Source organism: Gracilibacillus oryzae (genome assembly GCF_009498735.1).
Taxonomy (GTDB): domain Bacteria; phylum Bacillota; class Bacilli; order Bacillales; family Amphibacillaceae; genus Gracilibacillus; species Gracilibacillus oryzae.
Genome location: NZ_ML762424.1, coordinates 353,494 through 374,975, shown reverse-complemented (window position 1 = coordinate 374,975; position 21,482 = coordinate 353,494). Strand labels below are relative to the sequence as shown.

Here is a 21,482-nt window from a genome sequence, read left to right as displayed (position 1 = left end):
TCGCGTTATATAAAATTTATGTTTGACGATTTTCTTACATTTAGGGGTGAGGAATCACTTTATAGACAGTTAATGCTATTATTACAACTGTACGGATTAACAACGAGAAAGTAAATATTGCACAATTAAATGGAGAGGAAGATTTTATGTTGAAAATTAGAATTTCCCATTTACTATTAATATCATTATTGCTATTTAGTCTATTTCCGATTAATGAAGCCAATGCACATTCTGTTTTGGTAGAAGCAACACCGAAAGATGGGGAACAACTGATGGAAACCATAAACAGTATAGAATTAACTTTCAGTACAAAAGTTGAAAATGGAAGTACCCTTTACCTAGTAAATGATAAGGATGAGGAAATTGAACCAACATCCGTTGAATTAACCAACGACATTTTAGAAGCAAAATTTAAAGACCCTCTCAAACCGGGTTCATATCAAGTAAATTGGAAAATAGTTGGGGCTGATGGTCACCTTATTGAAAATCAATATTCCTTCTCAATCGCAGAACCTGAAAAAAAAGAGCCTGAAGATAATACCACTCAAACAGAAGATGATCAAAATAGCGCAACGAACAAAAACAAACAAAATGATGACGAAACAGAAACTGGACAGAGTAACCAAGATGGAGAACAACAGAAATCCTCTAATGAGCAGACAAAGAATGACAGTGAGCAATCTTTTTTAGGAAATGGAATTATTATATTTCTGATTATTGCTGGTTTAGTATTAGTAGGTTGGATGTTGTTTAGTAAACGACAAAAATAGGAGGAGAATTAGGATGCTTTTAGTCTCATTAAGTGAGTTTATACTGTACATTTGTTTCTCAATTCTTATCGGTGCCTTGATTTTATTTATGGTTCCCGAAAATAAGAAACCTCCTATGTACATACCTAAGAAAATTCTTTATTTAGCTGCGGGTCTAATACCTATAGCAGCTTTTTTACCAGTATTCCAAGTGGCTAAAATATTAGCAGGCGAATATAGCCTCTGGTTAGTTTTAAAAAACGTTCTATTAACTTTTGAAATTGGGAATGCTTGGCTATTTATTAGTTTTGTATCAATTATTCTCATTTGTGTATTACTAGCCAAAAATTTAAAGACAAAATTACATTTAAAGGCATGGGCTATAGTCCTTACTTTATTAATGCTTTTTGGTTATACAAGTTCAAGTCATGCAGCCACCATTACAGAATGGCAAGGATTCGTTTTTCACACCCTTCATTTTCTATCTATTACAATATGGATAGGTATTCTTTTAGTTGTTAGTTGGTTTTCCAAAAATAAATCGAACTGGTTAACCTTTTTGAAATGGTTCACTCCTGTCGCTCTAATATGCCTTATTATCACGATTGTAGCAGGCTACTTTACAATGGAAATTGATATTAATTCTTATGTTGACCCTAATGCTACAATTTTACAAGAATATCAAAATAGTCTTGTCGTTAATTATGGACAAGCCTTACTTCTGAAGCATATATTTATTATTTCGCTAATATTGTTTGCTTTGATTAATGGGATTCTATTTAGAAAAAAATATAATCAGGATTCATTCAATCCGTTAAAATGGGCTAAATTAGAAAGTGTTTATGCATTAATTGTATTCGGATTAACAGCATTTATGGGGCAGTCGTGGCCTCCACACCAAATTAATATGTTAATAAAGACAGATGGTGCATCACCGCATTTAAATGCATTATATGACGGAGAAATAATAAATTCTATGCAAAATGCGAAGAGTATGGAAATCATTAATGTTACGACATCCTTTGGCTTTGAGAGTTTCTTATTATTTGGATTAGGTTTTCTATTTATGGTGGTAGCCACTTTCGCAGCTGTAAAGAAGAGGTCCGTTTTCGTTTCTACATTATCTTCATTATTAATGGTTCTATCTATCTATTTTGGGATAATGATGGGGATTCAGTAGGTTACAAAGAGTTAATTTTATTTAAAGAGGTGCAATTCCTACTTAATGAATTGCACCTCTTTTATTATTGTATTTTATTAGGCTTCTTAATAAGTAGCATGAATATGATAATTAAGGTGAAAGCGATTAATGCTAGGAATGGTATTGTAATAAATCCAAGCCAATTAATATATTCAGCACTACATGGAACACCATTGGCACAAGGTTTAATTTCTGCAAAACCCGGAACCTTTTGCTCTAAATAGTGGAAAAGTGAAATACACCAGCCAATGACCACAGTAGGTAGTACATATTTTTTAACAGATCGATCATTTTGAAATGTTGCTATTCCAAGTATTAAAGATAATGGATACATCAAAATACGCTGATACCAGCAAAGTTCACATGGGATAAACCCGCGTATTTCACTAAAGTAAAGACTCCCAAGTGTGGCAATAACGGAAACTAACCATGCCGCATAAAGTGAAAACTGTCGGATATCTACTTTATTCATACTTTAATTTTCCTCTAATGCATTTTCTATAGCTTTTTTAATAGCATCATAGTCAAAGGGATCTTCAATCATTGTTCCATTAACCATAATAGTTGGTGTGAGTTGTACTTCGAAATCTGTAACCATCTCTGTATCTCTATTTACTTCATCCATTTCAGAATTACTTTCAAGTGCCGATTTTAATTTATCCGTGTCAATCCCTGACACACCACTCGCTACTTCTAGAATCTTCTTTGTTGTAACCCAGCTGCTGTCATGATTCGCACTTGGCTGCGCCTTAAAGAGCGCTTTGTGAAACTCCCAATAGGCATCGGGGTTTTGCTTATAGACTGATTCGGCAGCAAGTGAAGCTAACTTTGATTCTTCACCGTGAAATAATACATTAATAAACGAGAATTTAACCTTTCCCGTATTAACATAATCACTTACTAATTGTGGGAAGACATTTTCCCCCCATGCTTTACATGAAGGACACTTAAAATCACCGAATTCTACAACAGTTACTGGAGCATCAGGGTCTCCTAAAGTGGGTTGTCCTTCAATTGATGGCTGTTTATCAAACGTTTTTCCTACGTTTGATTCGGAATTATTGTTGTTAATGACAACCAATGCAACTATTAATGCAACAACCACTAATGTGATAATTACAACAAATTTAAATGGCGAATTTTTACTTTTCATCAAAACACCTCTCCATATCTTATGTAAAATTAATTTTACCATTAAACTTTTCTTTGAATGGGTCAATAGAGTATTGTTCAAATACTTTTCACAAATAGAAGTTTGACACACATATTAGGTATTGCTAATATGATAATATCAAAACATATTAGTGGTGTCTAATGTAATGGGAGGATAACAGATGTTAAAAGTTGATATTGATACGAAAATGAAGTTTATGCACGGCTTTTCACATAAAACAAGAATCCAAATACTCGAAAGTATAAAGGAAGATGAAAAAACAGTTTCACAAATAGTTGAAGATCTTAATGGTAATCAGTCAAACATATCCCAGCATTTAGCGTGCTTAAAAGGGTGCGGACTTATTGTTGGGAGACAAGACGGAAAATATGTATATTACCGTGTACGTAATCAACTAGTGCGGGAGCTTTTAACCATGTTCGATGTTGTGCTTGAGGACGTTCAAAACGATGTTGCTTGTTGTGAAAATCATATAGATTAATGAGGTGAAATGAATGGCAGACAAATGCTGCGGTTCAGAAAAAAAAGAACTTATAACTATTGAAAATGAAAAAGGCTGTTGCAGTAGTCAGGCTGAAAAAGTGGATTCTACAAATGCGATAGAAACAGATAGTTGTTGTTCTACTGCACGTAAGGAAATGAAAGGATTAGAATCTTGTTGCAGTAGCAAAGATGCGGAGAAATCAAGCAGTTGTAGTGGTGAAATTGAAGAAAGTCCAATTAATAATATAACTCCTGTTGAAGGTGAAAAAGTTGAATATCGGATACACGGTATGGATTGTCCTTCTTATGCCTTAACCATAGAAAAGGGATTAAGTAGGTTAGATAACATACAAGAAGCAAAAGTAAATTATAACACTGCGAAATTGCAAGTAGTTGGCAATAATGCCCTGTCCCTTGACAGTGTAGAAAATGAAGTCCAAAAGTTAGGGTTTAAGACTGAACCACTGAAACAAAACAAAAATATGAGAATATATAATGTTGAAGGGATGGACTGTGGTAGTTGCGCCAAAAGTATTGAAAATCATTTAAATACTATTCCAACAGTTACTAATGTAAGTGTAAACTTTTCAACTGGAAAAATGAAAGTGGAACACGAAAATAGTGTTGACGAAATCGTTTCTGAAGTTTCTAAAATTGGTTTTAAAGCTTCTGAGCGCGAGAAAGGTAGCAAACCCACAGAAACTGCAAAAGGAAAGGAAGGGTATGGTTTAATCACCCTCACTGGAATATTAATTGTTCTTGGCTTTATTGGTTCTTACAATGGAGTCTCTCCAATAATGACAACTATTTTATATGCTGTTGCTATCGTTATAAGTGGCTTTAAACCAGTGAGAAGTGCCTATTATGCTATAAAAAGTCGTTCGTTAGATATGAATGTTCTAATGTCAGCAGCAGCAATTGGAGCTGCATTAATTGGAGAATGGTTTGAAGGTGCAACAGTAGTATGGTTATTTGCATTGGGTAATGCCCTGCAAAACAGATCAATTGAGCAAACAAGAAAGTCTATCCGCAATCTAATGGATTTGGCTCCATCAGAAGCTTGGATTAAAGTTGGATCAGAATTAGTTAAAAAGCAAGTGGAAGAGGTTTCAGTTGGTCAGATTGTTGTTATTAAGCCCGGTGATCGAATTCCATTAGACGGTGAAGTTATTCAAGGTGAGACTAGCGTTAATCAGGCACCTATAACTGGAGAGTCAATTCCAGTCGATAAATTAATCGGAGATTCTGTATATGCAGGTACAATCAATGAAAGTGGTTCTATTGAAATTAAAGTCACTAAGTTAGTCGAAGATACAACAATAGCAAAAATCATTCATTTGGTTGAAGAAGCACAAGAACAGAAGGCTCCTACCCAAGCATTTATAGATAAGTTTGCCAGTATCTATACACCTATTGTTTTCGTTTTAGCACTAGTTGTCATTGTGCTACCACCACTTTTCGGTTTTGGTACTTGGGGAGAATGGGTTTATAAAGGACTTGCATTATTAGTAGTTGCATGCCCTTGTGCATTGGTTATCTCTACTCCTGTTGCAATTGTCTCAGCAATTGGAAACGCTGCAAAGAACGGTGTCTTAATAAAGGGTGGAACGTTTCTGGAGAGAGCAGGTGCTATTAATGCGATAGCGTTTGATAAAACAGGGACATTAACAGAAGGAAAGCCAAAAGTTTCTGAAATTGAAGCGTTAACGACCTCTGAAGACGAATTAGTATCACTAGCGTTTACATTAGAAGATTACTCAACACACCCAATAGCAAAAACGATTGTTGAATATGCGAAAGATAAGGGAGTTCGGTCTAAAAACGGAGAGTTATTTAAAAGTATAGTCGGTAAAGGTGTTCAGGCAACAATCGATAATGAAGTTCATTATGCAGGTAATCTAAAACTTTTTGATGAAATGAATATTTCTATGGATGATGTAAAGTCCAGAGTAGACGAAATACAAAGTCAGGGGAAAACAGTAGTAATTGTCGGTACGCAACAAGAAATTATGGGGATTATCTCTGTTTCTGATACCATTCGTACAACTACTGTAGAGGCATTAAACGGATTGAAACAGGTAGGTGTAAATCAACTTGTCATGTTAACTGGTGATAATGAGGGTACTGCCAAAATGATTTCAAATGAAACGAATGTCAATCGCTATTTTGCAGAACTATTGCCAGAAGATAAAGTGGATGTAATTAAACAATTGCAAAGCGAAGGTCATAAAGTAGCAATGGTTGGCGACGGAATAAACGATGCACCTGCACTCGCTACATCTGATTTAGGGATCGCTATGGGCGGAGCAGGAACCGATACAGCAATGGAGACTGCTGATATTGTTTTGATGGCAGATAATCTGGAAAAATTGCCACATACGGTTAAATTAAGTAGAAAAGCATTAGCGATTATCAAACAAAATATTTGGTTTTCTTTAATTGTGACATTTATAGCATTGATTCTTATATTTCCGGGTTGGCTTACACTTTGGATGGCAGTACTTAGCGATACAGGGGCTGCTATCATCGTAATTTTAAATGCCCTACGACTTTTAAAAGTCAAAGGATGATTAGAAAAGCTGTTCAGTTGAAAATTGAACAGCTTTTCTGTTTATCCCATTTAAATCAAGTAAACTTCCTACTTATACTCACATGGTTAAGATAATTGACTTCAGAAAGATTTTAACAAGAGAATAAGAAATATGACCTTTCCCCTTAAAGAGGTGCGAGTGAAATGTTAAGGGTCAGACTTTAAGTTCAATGTTCCCAAAAATTCTAAAGAATAATACCTGTCCTCCCCTCATAGTCTTGTACAAGGAGGGGAAAGAAATGGAGTGGGCGACACATATTATAGACCAATTGGCAAATATACATTTCTCTATTGCATTAATCGTTAGTTTTTCGGTCGGATTATTGACAAGCTTTAATCCTTGTATGTTAGGGATGGCTACAAGCATCTTTGCCTTTAAGGAATCCAAGAACAAAAGCATTTTCCCCATCGCTTTGTCCTTTATGATTTCTTTTACAGTTACTTTCACGATTCTTGGTGTGGTTAGTATTCTTTTTAGTGAGCAAGTATTAAAATGGACGGAACAATATGAGTATTTATTTCATAATTTTCTAGGTTTCCTATTTTTATTTATTGGATTTTATGTTCTCGGATTAAGGTTTCATCACTTTCTAGGGTTACTTCCTTTTAGAGTTGTTACCTTTTATGCCAAACCTGAAAATAAACAACAAAAACCTCGTAATCCTATACTGAAGGCTTACTCGTTAGGTACCTTGTTTGGCCTTACACCATCACCATGTACAACACCTATGATTATTGCAATGATTGCCTTCGCATCAATTACTGGGTCATTAGTTAAAAGTACCCTTTTGTTACTAGTATATGGGATCGGACATGGCACGCCCTGTTTGATCATTGGATGGTTGGCTAGGGTATTGAAGAATACCAGATGGATGGTACGGTGGCAGAAACTCTTGAGTAAAGCAATTGGCGTTGGATTATTTCTTGTCGGTTTGTATTTCTTTTTTGAATAGCTATTAAAGAATCGGTTCTCTATATTACGAATGAACCGATTTTTTGTACATTTATATTTGGTTGTTTGTGTTCCTAATTCCACTAAAAATCCTCGTTTTAAACTATACTTTTTCATTTTCCTGTTTTTGTTGCCCCTTACGAGTTTCCAACCACATATCCAATATCATTAAAGCAACACCAGAAACTATGAAAACATCAGCTAGATTAAAGATAGGATAATCAATAAGCCGAAAATCAAGGCTATCTACTACTTCTCCTCTAATCAAGCGGTCAAAAAAGTTCCCTAATGCTCCACCTAGCAACAGTGATAAGGCAAAAGAGATTCGTCGGTTTTTCCTTCCTTCTGTTTGTAAATAATAAATGATACCCAGTACAACAATTAACGTTACAATAATAAAGAACCAGCGTTGACCTTGCAAGATTCCAAATGCTGCTCCTTTATTTCGAAGAGATGTAATATGGAATACGCCTTCCCATAAAGGAATTGTTTGACCTACTTCCATCCATTTGACAATCGCAGATTTCCATAGTTGATCAAGGATTAGAACAATGACTGCAATGATATAGTACATCGGGTTATCCTCCTCAAAAATTCATTTTTTCAAAGTATAACATGATATAACAAACAAATGTATATTTTATTGAAAAGGAGTAAATGTTATTTATAGAATCCCATTAAAAATAGGGTGATTTGTCAAGTGGACTAGACGGGAAAGGAGATATCATGTCTTAGATTTTTCACTTAAGTTTCAAAAAATCACAGATCAGTTCAATGTTACCGTAGATTCCGCAAAGAAAAACTCTACAAACCGCATGAAAAAACGCAGATTATGGAAAATATATAAAAGGCTTATTACTTAAGCATATTTCAAAAAGGAGGGGCTTTAATGGCAGAACAACTTGACTATTTAAACTATATTAATGGGGAATGGGTTGGTGACAGTTATAAAAAGATTAAAGTATTCAACCCCGCAACAGGAGAATACATCGGATCGGTCCCTGACGCTGATGAAGAACATGCCAAACAAGCAATTGAAGCAGCGTCTCAAGCGCTTCCTAAATGGTCCAAGAAGTCAGCAGCAGATCGTAGCGATGTGCTAAGAAAATATTTTGATCTCATCATGACGCATGAAAATGAGATCGCCGAAATCATGACAAAAGAAAATGGCAAGCCATTAAAAGAATCTAAAGGTGAGGTACAATATGCAGCATCGTTTATAGAGTGGTATGCCGAGGAAGGTAAGCGAATCTATGGGCGTATGATTCCTGGTAAGAGGGAAAACCATCGTATTAAGGTAATTAAACAATCTGTTGGCGTTGTTGCGGCAATTACACCATGGAACTTTCCAGCAGCTATGATTACAAGGAAACTTGGCCCAGCTCTAGCTGCAGGTTGTACGTTCATCGTAAAGCCACCCGAGGAAACACCTTTAACGTGTATGAAACTAGCAGAATTAGCCGAAGAAGCAGGTATTCCGAAGGGGGTTATCAATGTCGTAAATGGAAATCCAGAAAAATTCTCAGAAACGGTTATGTCTGATATGCGCGTACGTAAATTGACATTCACCGGTTCAACGCCTGTCGGTAAGTTGTTAATGAAACAGGGTGCCGAGCAAGTCATGAAACTTTCCCTTGAACTTGGCGGGCATGCACCAGTAATAGTATGTGATGATGCAGATCTCGATCAAACCGTTGAAATGTTAATGGCCGCTAAGTTTAGAAATAGCGGACAGACTTGTATAGCGGCTAACCGCGTTTATGCTCAATCAGGTATTTACGACGAACTTGTTAGACGCATGACTGCCGAAGTTGAGAAGCTTAACGTTGGTAACGGATTGGAAGATGGTATTGATGTCGGTCCCTTAATCAATAAGGAGGGCTTTGAAAAAGTAGGACGCCACGTACAGGATGCTCAGGAAAAAGGAGCAAGGGTAACCACTGGTGGTGAAGGGCAAGCAAATACAGAAAAAGATACCTACTTCTATATGCCAACTATAATAGCCGACTCCAATCATGACATGATTATCATGAATGAAGAGACCTTTGGACCAATTCTTCCCATTGCAAAATATGACTATGATAATGAGGCAGTAAAAGCAGCTAACGATACACCATTTGGTCTCGCAGCTTATTTCTTTACACAAAACGTATCAAGGGGTACCCGTATCTCGGAGGGACTTGAATACGGAATTGTTGGATGGAATGATGGGATTCCATCAGCGGCACAAGCACCATTTGGTGGTATCAAACAAAGTGGTTTTGGGCGTGAAGGCGGGCAAGAAGGCATTGAGGAATATTTAGAAGTGAAATATATATCACTTAGTGTTTAAGAAGAAATAGCATTTGCCTTTATTAGAGGTAGATGCTTTTTCTTCTAACTATTAAAAGTCTATTTTAATGTCCACAAAAATCCAATCTCACTCGACAAGATATATTAAATATCAACCTTGGGAATTAGCTGTTAAATAATATTTCAAAATTATTTCACCTATTAAAAACGTGGCTGATTATTTACGTTCATGATCATACTTTTTAGACTATGTTAACGATGTAACACACAAATGTATATTTTATTGTTGCAATAAAACGTTATAGAATTTATACTAATATATAAACAAATAATAATTTGAATGTCATTGTATACAATATTTACAGAGGAGGGCTTGTTTTGAGTATTACTTCCATAAATAAAAAAGAAAATGATTTAGATGGTGTAAAATCAGGGGGGAAAGATGCTTGTGAGACATTTATATATGACCCCGAAAAGGTTGAGCGCCGTCAGCAGGAAGTCGGTCAAACGGATGGCTTGTCACAATTATTTAAAGTTTTTGCGGATGATACACGATTGAAAATTGTTTATGCACTTACGCAAGAAGATGAAATGTGTGTCTGTGACGTAGCAACGATTATTGGTTCAACAAATGCTACTGCTTCACACCACCTACGTATGTTACGTAATATGGGGATCGCCGAGTACCGTAAAAAAGGGAAGATGGTTTTTTATAGGCTGGTAAGTAATCATGTGCATCACCTTATGCAAGAAGCACTACAGTTGAAGGAAAAGAAGTAAATGTAATGAGTGTTGGTAAAAATCTGTTTAAAATGTTACAAACAACACAGTCCTCCACTTTACATGATGGAATGCAGTTACTCAAAAGTAAACCATAAAAATCACCTAAGAAAAGACCAGCAGATAAATGATTATCTAAGGAGATTTAAGCCCTGGTATCCACTGGGGCTTAAATTTTGTTTTTTCTCTGAATTGTCACCTGATGGTCCGAATTATTTGTGAAATGGAATGAATCAAAGTAAGGAGAGTTTGTAATGTTCTCATGGACTGTAGTATCTCTTGTGTTACTCATAAGTACAGCCAATCTTTTTGGGGTACTTATTGTCCTGAGAAAAGAATGGTCCCCCAAAGCTCTTACATATTTAATGGCTTTTTAGTGCAGGTTTTCTTTTATCCATAGGTATTCTTGATCTAATGCCAGAAGGATTAGAAAATTCACCTGAAAATGGAATTTATATATTAACAGGATTTTTAGTATTATTTGCTTTTCAAAGAATCCTCATAACTCATTTTGAAACACATGAGGATAAACTCAGTAAAAAAACGGGCGGTTTAGGTGCCTTCATCGGAATGACCATTCATAGTTTCTTTGATGGGGTCTCCATTGTTGCGGGATTCGAAGTAAGCAGTGAATTAGGGTTCCTTGTGTTTGTTGCTGTATTACTTCATAAAATACCAGATGGCTTAACCATTTCTTCGATTGTTCTTGCAGCATTTTATGACAGGAAAAAGGCGTTTATTGCCTCTGCAGTACTGGCTTTGGCTACTATATTTGGAGGAGCTTTAGTATGGCTACTTAGTGACACAGGATTTGCAGCTGAAGTACTTGGTGATTCTTTTGCAAGAATTGCTTTGTCCTTTTCAGCAGGTGTTTTTCTATATGTTGCGGCAACGGACTTACTTCCAGTTGTTAATCAATCTGAAAATCGAAAAACTGGTCTTTACGTTTTGCTTGGTGTAGCCGTTTTCTATATAGCTTCTTGGATCATAGGAGTTGTTGGGTTGGAATGAAAATATTAAAGGAATAGCCTTGAATAATAAGTTGAGGAAATTAAACAGAAAAGTTGAGTTTAGTCTTAGCAAAAAAATTTAAAATACAATCAAATAATCATTTGACTATCTATATGTGTGGATATATAATAGCAACATAACGTAATATTCAAATGAATATCATAATGAGAGGTGGTCAAGAAAATAGGAATTCCACATGCATTGATTGATAAAAGATATGGTTAATTAAGAAGGAGGTTATTAAATATGAGTGAAGCAACGAAGCCATTAGAGGAGAAATATGTCTATCGTGTTGATGGATTTTCATGCGCAAACTGTGCAGGTAAATTTGAAAAAAATGTTAAAAAAATTCCGGGAGTAGAGGATGCAAAAGTAAATTTTGGAGCATCCAAAATTTCCGTTTACGGAGAAGCAACGGTTGAAGAATTAGAAAAAGCAGGTGCCTTTGAGAACCTTAAAGTGGCTCCAGAAAAACCTAGGCGGCAGGCTCCGCAAGAGGCTAAAAAAGACAAAAATATATATCGTGTTGAAGGGTTTTCATGCGCAAACTGTGCAGGGAAGTTTGAAAGAAATGTTAAAAAAATTCCGAGTGTGGAGGATGCAAAAGTGAATTTTGGAGCATCTAAAATTTCTGTATACGGTGAAGCAACGATTGAAGAATTAGAAGATGCAGGTGCTTTCGAGAACCTTAAAGTGGCTCCGGAAAAACCTGTACGTCAAGCCACACAAGAGGTTAAAGAGGAGAAAGAGGTTGAAAAAGAAGAAAAAGTGCCATTTTATAAAAAGCACAGTACTTTACTCTATTCGACCTTATTGATTGTTTTCGGATACCTTTCATCATTTGTAAATGGGGATGAGAACATTGTTACTACATTATTATTTGTAGCATCGATGTTAATCGGGGGATTATCGCTCTTTAAAGTCGGTTTCCAAAACTTGTTGCGCTTTGAATTTGACATGAAAACACTTATGACAGTGGCTGTTATAGGTGGTGCCATTATAGGTGAATGGGCAGAAGTTTCTATTGTTGTCATACTCTTTGCGATAAGTGAAGCTCTAGAACGTTTCTCTATGGATAAGGCAAGACAATCGATTCGTTCATTAATGGACATTGCACCTAAAGAGGCACTTGTTAGACGAAATGGTCAAGAAATGATGATCCATGTAGATGATATTGCGGTTAGAGATATTATGATTGTCAAACCTGGTCAAAAGATTGCCATGGACGGTGTGGTTGTAAGTGGGTACTCTGCTGTGAATCAAGCAGCCATTACAGGTGAGTCAGTCCCTGTTGAAAAAACGACTGACGATGAAGTATTTGCAGGTACTATAAATGAAGAAGGATTACTTGAAGTAGAAATAACTAAATTAGTAGAAGATACAACCATTTCAAAAATTATTCATCTTGTAGAGGAAGCACAGGGAGAACGCGCGCCATCCCAAGCGTTTGTTGAAAAATTCGCGAAGTATTATACACCAATCATTATGATTATTGCTGCGTTAGTTGCGGTAGTCCCGCCATTATTCTTTGGTGGTAGTTGGGAATCATGGGTTTATCAAGGTTTAGCTGTTTTAGTTGTAGGCTGTCCTTGTGCGTTGGTTATTTCCACTCCGATTTCGATTGTATCGGCTATCGGGAATGCAGCGAAAAAAGGTGTCCTTATAAAAGGTGGCGTTTATTTAGAAGAAATGGGTGCCTTAAAAGCCATAGCATTTGATAAAACGGGTACACTAACAAAAGGAGTTCCTGTTGTAACTGATTTTAACGTGTTAAACAAACAGATAGATGAAAATGAAATGCTATCCATCATTACTGCATTAGAGTATCGTTCTCAGCACCCTCTTGCATCAGCAATCATGAAAAGAGCAGAAGAGGCGAATATTTCTTATTCAGATGTTGTGGTAGATGACTTCTCCTCCATTACGGGAAAAGGAATTAAGGGTACAGTGGACGGAAAAACCTATTATATTGGAAGTCCAAAACTATTTAAGGAACTGTCAAACTCTAGTTTTGATAATAATTTAGAGGAAAAAGTTACAGCACTTCAAAATCAAGGGAAAACTGCTATGGTCTTTGGAACTGACAAAGAAATACTAGCTATTATTGCAGTAGCAGATGAAGTACGTGAATCAAGTAAAGAAGTCATTCAAAAACTACATCAACTTGGCATCAAAAATACTATTATGCTTACAGGTGATAACAAAGGTACTGCGCATGCGATTGGTAGTCATGTCGGAGTATCGGATGTTCAGGCTGAACTGATGCCACAAGATAAATTAGATTATATTAAACAATTTAGATCTCAATACAGCAATGTAGCCATGGTTGGAGATGGTGTCAATGATGCCCCTGCATTAGCTGCTTCTACTGTTGGAATAGCAATGGGGGGTGCTGGCACTGATACAGCACTAGAAACGGCAGACGTTGCTCTAATGGGGGACGATTTAACAAAACTTCCTTTTACTGTAAAACTTAGTCGTAAAGCACTAAATATAATTAAGTCAAACATTACTTTTGCTATTGCAATTAAATTGATTGCTTTGCTTTTGGTTATCCCTGGTTGGTTAACACTGTGGATTGCTATCGTTTCAGATATGGGGGCAACCCTTCTTGTAGCGTTGAATGGTTTACGACTTATGCGAGTGAAAGAGTAAAAGTAAAAGGGCTTTCCGTTTATAATTTGGAAAGCCCTTTTCATCAAATATAGGTTAATTTTTTTAAATGTCGAGTTTAGTCTAATAAGTGAAGAAAAATAGGTTAAAGTAAGAAAAAAGTTATTTGTATTAGTTATATATTGCACAACCATATTCTTAAGTGTAAATAGTAGTAATTATTTTTTACTCATCAAAGGAGGAAACTAGAATGACCAGGGAAGGGAAAAAAGATGTAGATCTATTAGTGATAGGAGCAGGGTCCGGAGGTTATGTGGCGGCTATACGTGCTGCTCAATTAGGAAAAAAAGTGGTCTTGGTTGATAAGGCCGAGCTAGGAGGGGTTTGTCTCAATCGCGGCTGTATACCATCAAAGGCACTAATTAGTGCATCTGAACGAGTCAAACATATTAAACATGCCAATGCAATGGGCATCAAGGTGTCGGGAGATATTGAAATAGATATGCCAGAAGTAGTGAAGTGGAAGGATGGAATCGTTAACAAGCTAACAAATGGGATTCGCACCTTGTTAAAAGGAAATGGTGTAGAGGTCATCAATGGGGAAGCCTATCTCACTGAAGCACATATTGCAAAAATAAAAATAGAGAATGAAGAACAAATTTTTTCTTACAAAGATTTAATTCTTGCAATAGGTTCTTTGCCAGTCGAGTTAAAAAGTATGCCATTTGATCAAAAAAGAATTATCTCTTCAACCGAGGCATTGCAACTACAGGAGGTACCCAATCATTTAGTTGTGGTAGGTGGTGGTTATATCGGATTAGAGTTAGGTACTGCTTATGCAAAGTTTGGGGCAAAAGTGACCATCCTTGAGGGATCGGATACAATTTTGTCTGGGACGGATCCTATCCTAACAAAAACGGTAAAACGTCATTTAAAGGAACTTGGAGTCACTGTTATAACAGATGCGCTAGTTCAAGGTGGGGAAAATACAGGGGATGAAGTTAACGTTCATGTTCAAGTTGATGGAAAGGAAGAAAATATTCAAGGTGATTATTGCTTAGTTTCTATTGGGAGAAAACCAAACACAGGAAAAATCGGTCTGGAAAATATCGGAGTAGAGTTAGACGACCGAGGTTTTATTAAGATAAATAACAAATGTCAAACAAACGTTGACCATGTTTATGCAATAGGGGATTGTGCTGGTGGTGACCTCCTTGCTCATAAAGCTAGTTATGAAGCGAAGATAGCAGCAGAAGTGATCAGCGGTCAAAACAGTGTGATTGATTTTCAAGCGATGCCTTTTGTTATTTTCAGCGATCCTGAAGTAGCCTATACAGGTTTAACAGAGAAGGAAGCAAAGGAAAAAGGATACGAAACAGTATCCAGTCGTTTTCCATTCCAAGCAAATGCTAGGGCGTTATCTGTCTCGGATGCAGATGGCTTTGTACAAGTTGTAGCCGAAAAGAATACGAAAAGAGTGTTAGGAGTACAGATGGTAGGGCCGGAGGTATCCTCTCTGATTGCAGAGGCCGTTTTTGCGATTGAGGCTGGGGCAAATGCGGAAGATCTTAGCCTCACGATTCATGCTCATCCAACCTTACCGGAGCCACTTATGGAGGCAGCAGAAGGTGTGATGGGACATGCTATACATATGTTGAATAAAAAACAATAATGAATGCAGGCAGACCTGCACTTTTTATAGTGCAGGTTGAATTTTTTATTAAAGGATGGAGATTCATGCACATTTTGTATTGATGGGTGCATTACTGTATAAAATTCCGGATGGTATGGTTTAATCACTATTCATGAATCTCTAATGAACTGGGTTAATATAAATTATGAAATATATCCAATCGTTTTTCTAACTGTTTATGAACGATGAAGGAGTTGATATAAATGAATTTAATTTTAACCATTCTCTCTGCTTTAGGTTCTTTTATAGTAACCAATGTCGATGATATTTTTGTCTTGATGTTGCTGTTCTCTCAGGCAAGGTCACAAGCTCAAACGAGTAACAGCGGAGTAGTTAGCATGGAATCGAAAGGAAACCGTATTTTTCCAAGAGATATAGTCATTGGCCAATATCTTGGTTTTGCACTTTTAGTTTTAATCAGTCTCTTAGCAACATTTGGAGTAACACTCATTCCTGATCAGTGGGTAGGTTTGCTAGGGTTAATACCGATTTATCTAGGAGTAAAACTCTTTATAAAGGGTGAAGATGAGGATGAAGGTAACATTCTTTCCAGCTTAAACAAATTTAATAAGTTCTATTTAAGTGTAGCCTTTATCACATTCGCCAATGGCGGAGACAATATTGGAATTTATGTTCCATTCTTTTCTACCTTAAATAACAGCCAACTGATAATTACAGTTGTTACTTTCTTTATAATGGTTGCTGTTTGGTGTTTAATTGGCTATCGTCTGGCGAGGTTCAAATATGTTTCTGAAACACTTGAGAAATACGGCCGATGGATTATTCCAATTGTGTTTATAGGATTAGGAATATACATTATGGTAGAGAACGAAACTTTACGTGCCCTTTGGAGTTTAGTGGATTAAAAATTTTTCAAAAGTCCCTCTGGTTAACAGTAGGGACTTTGATATTTAGAGTAAACATTCATCCTCTGAAATAATTCCATGAATACACTAATCTATTAACTTTGAATGTATTTTGATTTAAATAAACAACCTTATATTCAAGCACCAAATAACCCCTTAGCCATAGCAGAGGGGTTATTTACTTAATATAACGTGTATATTAAAAAGGTAAATTATCGACATAAATATTCTTAGGTGTATCCACACTATTTACTCTTTTAATTAAATTATCTAAATCCATACCATGGTTAGATGATTTTTCAATGGTCCTTAATAAATCTGACAGTAGAGCGTTAATTTTATTGTTGCAGATGAATGGATAGGGGGTTGGGATTTGAGACAATATAGAATCAATTAAGAGTTGTGGTGATCGAAAATATTCATATGGAAGTAAATCTTTCTTAACCCTGTAACACCCCTCTAGACAATTCCATTCAACCAAAAACTCTATTTGAATATTTTTATCCTTAATCTTAATGGAAAAGTTATTATAGTATGAGCATCTGTCTTTCCGTATTTGGAAGGGTTCTTGAAGTCTATCTTCCATAGTCTCAACAACGATAGCCTCTACATCTGAAACTGTAATGTTACCCAGGTATTCATAAGACGCGAAAAAATCAAATAGATAAGATGTATCAATACACTTTTCCAATTGTTTTTGATCGTTTACTTTAATGTCCAATTCAAAGTAGTTAATAATATCTCCAATCTTAACTGCAGGATTTATTTCATAATGACTCCTGTTTAAATTAGACATGCTGTATCTATTTTGAGGGCTTAGTAATTCTACTTCAATCATTGAAGTATATAATTCTCCCTTGGGATTACCTTCTGACATAGTATTATAAAAATAATTTTGAAAATTCCTTATCTCTTTGCAAAATCGTGTGAATGTTTCATAGTCATATATACTTGAAGACTCTTTCAAAAGAAAGTTTGTCAGAGCATAAAAGCCAGTATATCCATACTTTGAATTATTTAAAATAAAACGAATATCTTCTCCGGCTTTATTCCATTCAAAAATATAAGAATATTCAACGTTGTCGTTTTTAACGTGGAAACTATATGAGTGGAAAAAACTTCCATGGACACTGCCTTTTAGAATAGAAGATATATCGAAGTTCTCTTTTGTTTGCAGATATTCCTCGAAACTAGTCTTTTTATAATATTCGTGTGTAATATAAGTATTATAGAAACTTAATAATCTTTGAATATTAAAGATGACGTTCTCAACACTTTTTTTAGTTATCTTTCCTAGTATTTCCTTAGTAAGAAGTAAATGAGGAGAAGGGATGATGTTCGACAAATCCTCTCTATCTTTTCTATAAAGCCAATTACCATCTGACAAAAACAAAAATTCTCCGCATTGAACTTCCAGAAGAAGATATTTCAATTCCCCTACCCTTTGCAATGTTTCTACCCTTTCGCTACTGTTTAACTTTAATTGTTTTACATTACTTTCATCATGATTTAACATAATATCAACCTCCCTAAGTATTGATTGGGCTGATTATAATCGGTTTTTTGATGGAATGTTTTAATTGTTTCAATGAACTATAATCTATTTATAAAACAAAAAAATGACTGAATCAAATCTATAGAGTATATTTTTATATTTTGTAGCTTAGGTAAATACTTTAGATAGTCCAAGTTATTATATAAGTGGATATATATTATATGTTATTTTAGTGTTTATATAGGTTTCACTTACCTAGTATTAAACATTATCATGATGAATATTTATACGAATTATAAAATGGTAACCAAATCCTCACAGAATCTACACAATTAAATGATAAGATATCAGGAAATATAAAGGCAATAATCCCTAACCCACATATTTCTAGTACAATGATTTCCGCATGTATAATTGCTAAATATCGGAAAAGTAAAAAGAGAATAAAGAATCCCAAAGTGATACAAATTTTTGAGCTAAGATGAATAGTGCAATCAAAAAATGAGGGTTGTATATGAAAAAAAAAATTCTGGTTGTTGATGATGAATGGAACATGAGAAACTTAGTTAAGATTTATTTATCTAAAAAAAATTTTCAAGTTGCAGAAGCAGTTGATGGTAAAGAAGCTATACAAATGGCTCAACAAATCTCCTACGATTTAATGATTTTAGATATCATGCTGCCGGATATTGATGGTTGGGAAGTGTGCAAAACCGTTCGCAAGACGAGTCTTATACCTATTTTGATGTTAACTGCTCGAAGTGATGTTAAGGATCGTGTACAGGGCTTGAATCTTGGTGCCGATGATTATTTAATAAAACCATTTGCCGCAGAGGAATTAGTTGCCCGTGTTAAAGCCTTGATTCGCCGGCAGAATGTTAAAAAAGAGGAAACTACTGAGACTTTAATGTGTTTTGGAGAATTATCAATCGATAGTGAAAGTAGAGAAGTCAAGGTTAAAGAGGCTCCAGTTGAGCTCACTCCAAAAGAATTTGATATTTTTTATTCAGCAGCGAGCCAACCAAAAAGGGTATTTACTCGCGAGATATTATTAGATAAGATTTGGGATTCTAATGAAATTCGCGATTTGCGAGCGATTGATACACATGTGAAAAATATCCGGGAAAAACTTCGAAAAGAAGGACTTTCCTTTAATCCAATCAAAACGGTTTGGGGTGTAGGATACAAATTTAATACACAAGAGGAACAAACATAACATGAATAAAATAGTTTTGAAACTCGGTGGAACCATTATGGTCTTGTTTTTAGTCGTATTGTTTCCTCTAGGTTATGTAGCTAATCTAATATTCACTAATTTTTATTATAGTCAAGTTACTGATGAAATTAGTGAACTTTCTCAAAAGTATGCTCTTACTATTACTTCTATTGAAGATGAGAAAATATTAATTATGTTTAAAACACTGGCTGATTTAACCAATAAAGAAGTTTATATTATTGATGCAAATGGAGATGTTGTGTCAGACTCTGGTGTGCGAATAATGAACCTTTCAAGTAATGATGTAGGTCAATTATCTCAAGGGAAAACCGTAAAAAAAATGTTACGTGATGATAAAGCAGAAGTTACGTACCTTGGCTCTGGTCATCCTATTATTCAATCAGGGACTTTCAAAGGGGCTATTTTTGTTTTAGCACCAATAAGTGATGTGCAAGAACCAGTGGGGAAAATCAGAGATTTACTAATATTATCTGCAGCAGGTGCATTATTCTTAGCACTTGGGTTCACATTTGTACTCTCTAAGAAAATGTCAGACCCACTTTTAGAAATGGAAAGAGCAACTCGGGAAATTGCAAAGGGAAATTTAGACATAAGGGTAAGTATTCCTTCAAACGATGAAATAGGTTCATTAGGAAAAGCAATTAACGATCTTGCACTAGAAACAAATAGATACCGTTCTAACCGAAGAGAGTTTTTTGCAAATATATCTCACGAATTGCGTACACCTATATCATACCTAAAAGGGTATGCTGAAGTACTAAAACAGGATCTTTACCAAACAGAAGAGGAAAGACAGCAGTATTTAAAAATCATTGATGATGAAACGGAACGGATGATTAGGTTAATCAATGATTTATTTGAGTTATCAAAAATGGAAGAAGGTAAAATAGATCTCCAGATGAATGCCATTGATCTCACAGATGTAATAGAAACAGCCCTTTTTAAAGTCAGAATTGACCTCAAAAAAGAAGGATTAACGTTAAAAAGCCAATTAGACAGGAACGTTCCTTACATTGAGGGTGATGGTATCCGTTTAGAACAAATATTTACAAATTTGCTGAGGAATGCGGTTCGGTATACAGAAAAGGGATCAGTGAGTGTTAAAATTTGGAGTGCACTTAACAAAGTACATGTAATTATTGAGGACACGGGTATTGGGATTCCCGTGGAAGATCTTCCTCTCATTTTTGAACGTTTTCATCGAGTTGAAAAATCTCGTTCAAGAGAGCTTGGAGGGACTGGACTGGGTTTGGCCATTGTAAAGAATTTGGTTGAACTACAAAATGGGACTATTTCGGTGAATAGCCAAGTGGGCAAAGGTACGAGATTTCAGCTAAGTTTTCCTGCAGCTGAGTAAGGAGGTAGTATGAAAAAGATAGAATGGTTGATTGTCGTACTATTGATTGCAATGGGTTTAATGTGTCTGACTGTTTCCGGCACAATGATGTGGGGAACTGAATCAATAGAGTCCTATTTAAAAACATTTATACAGATTTGTTTTTGGATGTGTTTACCGATTTCAATAATAGGAATTGTCTATTTTGTTTTTATAAAAAAAAGAAAGGACAAGTGAAGTATAAAATAAAAAGATTTTGATGATAAAAAATTATATTCCCTCACAATTTCAACAAATTTGTAGTCTATACTATAGTTGTCCTAGTAATAATGATTAGAAAGGGGACGGAGATATGAAACTCAAAAAAGTGCCATTTGTATTATCACTTGCTATTGCCGCTCTATTAGTAGTAGGAACAACAGCATTTGCCCAAGAACCAGATTACAATGGAATGGGTAACATGCTGAACGGCAATGGTAACGAAATGATGGACATGATGAAAAATGGAAACATGTCTCAAATGATGGAAGCAATGAATTCATTTGAAGGGCAAAAGATGATGAACGCCTGTAGTGATTTCATGGAGTCCTTTGGTAAGAATAAAGAAGAAAAGTAACCATACTCCCCCTCTATAAAAAAAGGCCTCCAGTTGAGGCCTTTTTTTAATCTATATGGATCCTCTAGGGGTGAACGAACAATGGAAAAATGGTTTCCCTCGATTTATTTATTAAAAATAAAATGAATCAAGATATATCTATGAATAGGTAAATCAATAGTGGATAGAACAACAGTGAAAAGTATATCTTTGATAACATTCACTTTCTGTAACTATTCATTTAGTTCACAAAGTTATCAAAGTACTCTCGTACCTTTAATTATTTTTCTTTATAAGAGAAGAGAGAACCCGATATCAAAGATATTGCTGAATCTATTTTTGCACTAATAAGGGCTATGAATTGTACGGAATATGGAAAAATGATTTTCCTCACAAAATCTACACAATTTTTGAC

The 21,482-nt window shown here is 35.4% G+C and carries 18 protein-coding genes; 14 read left to right on the top strand and 4 right to left on the bottom strand.

The window, feature by feature from the left end; all coding sequences use genetic code 11:
* Positions 1 to 146: 146 nt before the first annotated feature.
* Positions 147 to 770 carry a copper resistance CopC family protein gene (locus tag F9U64_RS01845; protein ID WP_153401094.1) on the top strand — a complete coding sequence of 208 codons (624 nt, stop codon included), beginning with the start codon at positions 147 to 149 and terminating at the stop codon, positions 768 to 770.
* 13 nt (positions 771 to 783) lie between these two features.
* The gene (locus F9U64_RS01840; RefSeq protein WP_153401092.1) at positions 784 to 1,929 is read left to right on the top strand and encodes a copper resistance D family protein; all 1,146 of its coding nucleotides are present in this window, start codon (positions 784 to 786) and stop codon (positions 1,927 to 1,929) included.
* A gap of 64 nt (positions 1,930 to 1,993) precedes the next feature.
* Here the strand turns inward: F9U64_RS01840 and F9U64_RS01835 are convergent, their stop codons facing one another.
* Positions 1,994 to 2,422, bottom strand: coding sequence for a disulfide oxidoreductase (locus tag F9U64_RS01835; RefSeq protein ID WP_153401090.1), 429 nt, complete (start codon positions 2,420 to 2,422; stop codon positions 1,994 to 1,996).
* Between the two features lie 3 nt (positions 2,423 to 2,425).
* Positions 2,426 to 3,106, bottom strand: a complete 681-nt coding sequence (locus F9U64_RS01830; RefSeq protein ID WP_407647258.1) for a DsbA family protein — start codon at positions 3,104 to 3,106, stop codon at positions 2,426 to 2,428.
* A 178-nt stretch (positions 3,107 to 3,284) separates the two neighbouring features.
* Between F9U64_RS01830 and F9U64_RS01825 the strand changes: the two genes are divergently transcribed.
* The 3 genes from F9U64_RS01825 to F9U64_RS01815 all read left to right on the top strand — a co-directional run bounded on the left by F9U64_RS01825 (position 3,285) and on the right by F9U64_RS01815 (position 7,150).
* Positions 3,285 to 3,605, top strand: coding sequence for an ArsR/SmtB family transcription factor (locus tag F9U64_RS01825; RefSeq protein ID WP_153401086.1), 321 nt, complete (start codon positions 3,285 to 3,287; stop codon positions 3,603 to 3,605).
* 13 nt (positions 3,606 to 3,618) lie between these two features.
* Positions 3,619 to 6,177, top strand: coding sequence for a heavy metal translocating P-type ATPase (locus tag F9U64_RS01820; RefSeq protein ID WP_153401084.1), 2,559 nt, complete (start codon positions 3,619 to 3,621; stop codon positions 6,175 to 6,177).
* A gap of 259 nt (positions 6,178 to 6,436) precedes the next feature.
* The gene (locus F9U64_RS01815; protein WP_194287250.1) at positions 6,437 to 7,150 is read left to right on the top strand and encodes a cytochrome c biogenesis CcdA family protein; all 714 of its coding nucleotides are present in this window, start codon (positions 6,437 to 6,439) and stop codon (positions 7,148 to 7,150) included.
* A gap of 102 nt (positions 7,151 to 7,252) precedes the next feature.
* Here F9U64_RS01815 and lspA read toward each other — a convergent pair whose 3' ends face one another.
* A complete protein-coding gene (lspA, locus tag F9U64_RS01810) occupies positions 7,253 to 7,723 on the bottom strand; it encodes a signal peptidase II (protein ID WP_153401081.1) in 471 nt (156 codons plus the stop codon).
* 315 nt (positions 7,724 to 8,038) lie between these two features.
* Here lspA and F9U64_RS01805 point away from each other — a divergent pair, with 315 nt between their 5' ends.
* From F9U64_RS01805 to F9U64_RS01780, 6 genes are all read left to right on the top strand, one after another.
* Positions 8,039 to 9,481 carry an NAD-dependent succinate-semialdehyde dehydrogenase gene (locus F9U64_RS01805; RefSeq protein WP_153401079.1) on the top strand — a complete coding sequence of 481 codons (1,443 nt, stop codon included), beginning with the start codon at positions 8,039 to 8,041 and terminating at the stop codon, positions 9,479 to 9,481.
* A 338-nt stretch (positions 9,482 to 9,819) separates the two neighbouring features.
* The gene (locus F9U64_RS01800; protein ID WP_153401077.1) at positions 9,820 to 10,221 is read left to right on the top strand and encodes an ArsR/SmtB family transcription factor; all 402 of its coding nucleotides are present in this window, start codon (positions 9,820 to 9,822) and stop codon (positions 10,219 to 10,221) included.
* Positions 10,222 to 10,635: 414 nt separating this feature from the next.
* Positions 10,636 to 11,232 (top strand): ZIP family metal transporter, encoded by a 597-nt coding sequence (locus tag F9U64_RS01795; protein WP_228275548.1) that lies wholly within the window; start codon positions 10,636 to 10,638, stop codon positions 11,230 to 11,232.
* A gap of 246 nt (positions 11,233 to 11,478) precedes the next feature.
* Complete coding sequence (locus F9U64_RS01790) at positions 11,479 to 13,887, top strand: heavy metal translocating P-type ATPase (RefSeq protein ID WP_153401075.1); 2,409 nt, start codon at positions 11,479 to 11,481, stop codon at positions 13,885 to 13,887.
* Positions 13,888 to 14,095: 208 nt separating this feature from the next.
* On the top strand, positions 14,096 to 15,517 hold the full coding sequence (gene lpdA / locus F9U64_RS01785; RefSeq protein WP_066189901.1) for a dihydrolipoyl dehydrogenase: 1,422 nt from the start codon (positions 14,096 to 14,098) through the stop codon (positions 15,515 to 15,517).
* Between the two features lie 224 nt (positions 15,518 to 15,741).
* On the top strand, positions 15,742 to 16,404 hold the full coding sequence (locus F9U64_RS01780) for a CadD family cadmium resistance transporter (protein ID WP_153401073.1): 663 nt from the start codon (positions 15,742 to 15,744) through the stop codon (positions 16,402 to 16,404).
* A gap of 199 nt (positions 16,405 to 16,603) precedes the next feature.
* Here F9U64_RS01780 and F9U64_RS01775 read toward each other — a convergent pair whose 3' ends face one another.
* Positions 16,604 to 17,920 (bottom strand): hypothetical protein, encoded by a 1,317-nt coding sequence (locus tag F9U64_RS01775; RefSeq protein ID WP_153401070.1) that lies wholly within the window; start codon positions 17,918 to 17,920, stop codon positions 16,604 to 16,606.
* A gap of 493 nt (positions 17,921 to 18,413) precedes the next feature.
* Here F9U64_RS01775 and F9U64_RS01770 point away from each other — a divergent pair, with 493 nt between their 5' ends.
* The 3 genes from F9U64_RS01770 to F9U64_RS01755 all read left to right on the top strand — a co-directional run bounded on the left by F9U64_RS01770 (position 18,414) and on the right by F9U64_RS01755 (position 21,088).
* The gene (locus F9U64_RS01770) at positions 18,414 to 19,115 is read left to right on the top strand and encodes a response regulator transcription factor (protein ID WP_153401068.1); all 702 of its coding nucleotides are present in this window, start codon (positions 18,414 to 18,416) and stop codon (positions 19,113 to 19,115) included.
* 1 nt (position 19,116) lies between these two features.
* Complete coding sequence (locus F9U64_RS01765) at positions 19,117 to 20,493, top strand: ATP-binding protein (protein WP_153401066.1); 1,377 nt, start codon at positions 19,117 to 19,119, stop codon at positions 20,491 to 20,493.
* A 331-nt stretch (positions 20,494 to 20,824) separates the two neighbouring features.
* A complete protein-coding gene (locus tag F9U64_RS01755; protein WP_153401063.1) occupies positions 20,825 to 21,088 on the top strand; it encodes a hypothetical protein in 264 nt (87 codons plus the stop codon).
* The last annotated feature ends 394 nt before the right edge of the window (positions 21,089 to 21,482 follow it).

Coding starts and splice junctions, on each gene's coding strand:
- F9U64_RS01755 (WP_153401063.1), top strand. CDS start 20,825: ATGAAACTCAAAAAAGTGCCATTTGTATTATCACTTGCTATTGCCGCT.
- F9U64_RS01780 (WP_153401073.1), top strand. CDS start 15,742: ATGAATTTAATTTTAACCATTCTCTCTGCTTTAGGTTCTTTTATAGTA.
- F9U64_RS01815 (WP_194287250.1), top strand. CDS start 6,437: ATGGAGTGGGCGACACATATTATAGACCAATTGGCAAATATACATTTC.
- F9U64_RS01765 (WP_153401066.1), top strand. CDS start 19,117: ATGAATAAAATAGTTTTGAAACTCGGTGGAACCATTATGGTCTTGTTT.
- lspA (WP_153401081.1), bottom strand. CDS start 7,723: ATGTACTATATCATTGCAGTCATTGTTCTAATCCTTGATCAACTATGG.
- F9U64_RS01820 (WP_153401084.1), top strand. CDS start 3,619: ATGGCAGACAAATGCTGCGGTTCAGAAAAAAAAGAACTTATAACTATT.
- F9U64_RS01805 (WP_153401079.1), top strand. CDS start 8,039: ATGGCAGAACAACTTGACTATTTAAACTATATTAATGGGGAATGGGTT.
- F9U64_RS01840 (WP_153401092.1), top strand. CDS start 784: ATGCTTTTAGTCTCATTAAGTGAGTTTATACTGTACATTTGTTTCTCA.
- F9U64_RS01775 (WP_153401070.1), bottom strand. CDS start 17,920: ATGTTAAATCATGATGAAAGTAATGTAAAACAATTAAAGTTAAACAGT.
- F9U64_RS01795 (WP_228275548.1), top strand. CDS start 10,636: ATGCCAGAAGGATTAGAAAATTCACCTGAAAATGGAATTTATATATTA.
- F9U64_RS01790 (WP_153401075.1), top strand. CDS start 11,479: ATGAGTGAAGCAACGAAGCCATTAGAGGAGAAATATGTCTATCGTGTT.
- F9U64_RS01835 (WP_153401090.1), bottom strand. CDS start 2,422: ATGAATAAAGTAGATATCCGACAGTTTTCACTTTATGCGGCATGGTTA.
- lpdA (WP_066189901.1), top strand. CDS start 14,096: ATGACCAGGGAAGGGAAAAAAGATGTAGATCTATTAGTGATAGGAGCA.
- F9U64_RS01770 (WP_153401068.1), top strand. CDS start 18,414: ATGAAAAAAAAAATTCTGGTTGTTGATGATGAATGGAACATGAGAAAC.
- F9U64_RS01845 (WP_153401094.1), top strand. CDS start 147: ATGTTGAAAATTAGAATTTCCCATTTACTATTAATATCATTATTGCTA.
- F9U64_RS01825 (WP_153401086.1), top strand. CDS start 3,285: ATGTTAAAAGTTGATATTGATACGAAAATGAAGTTTATGCACGGCTTT.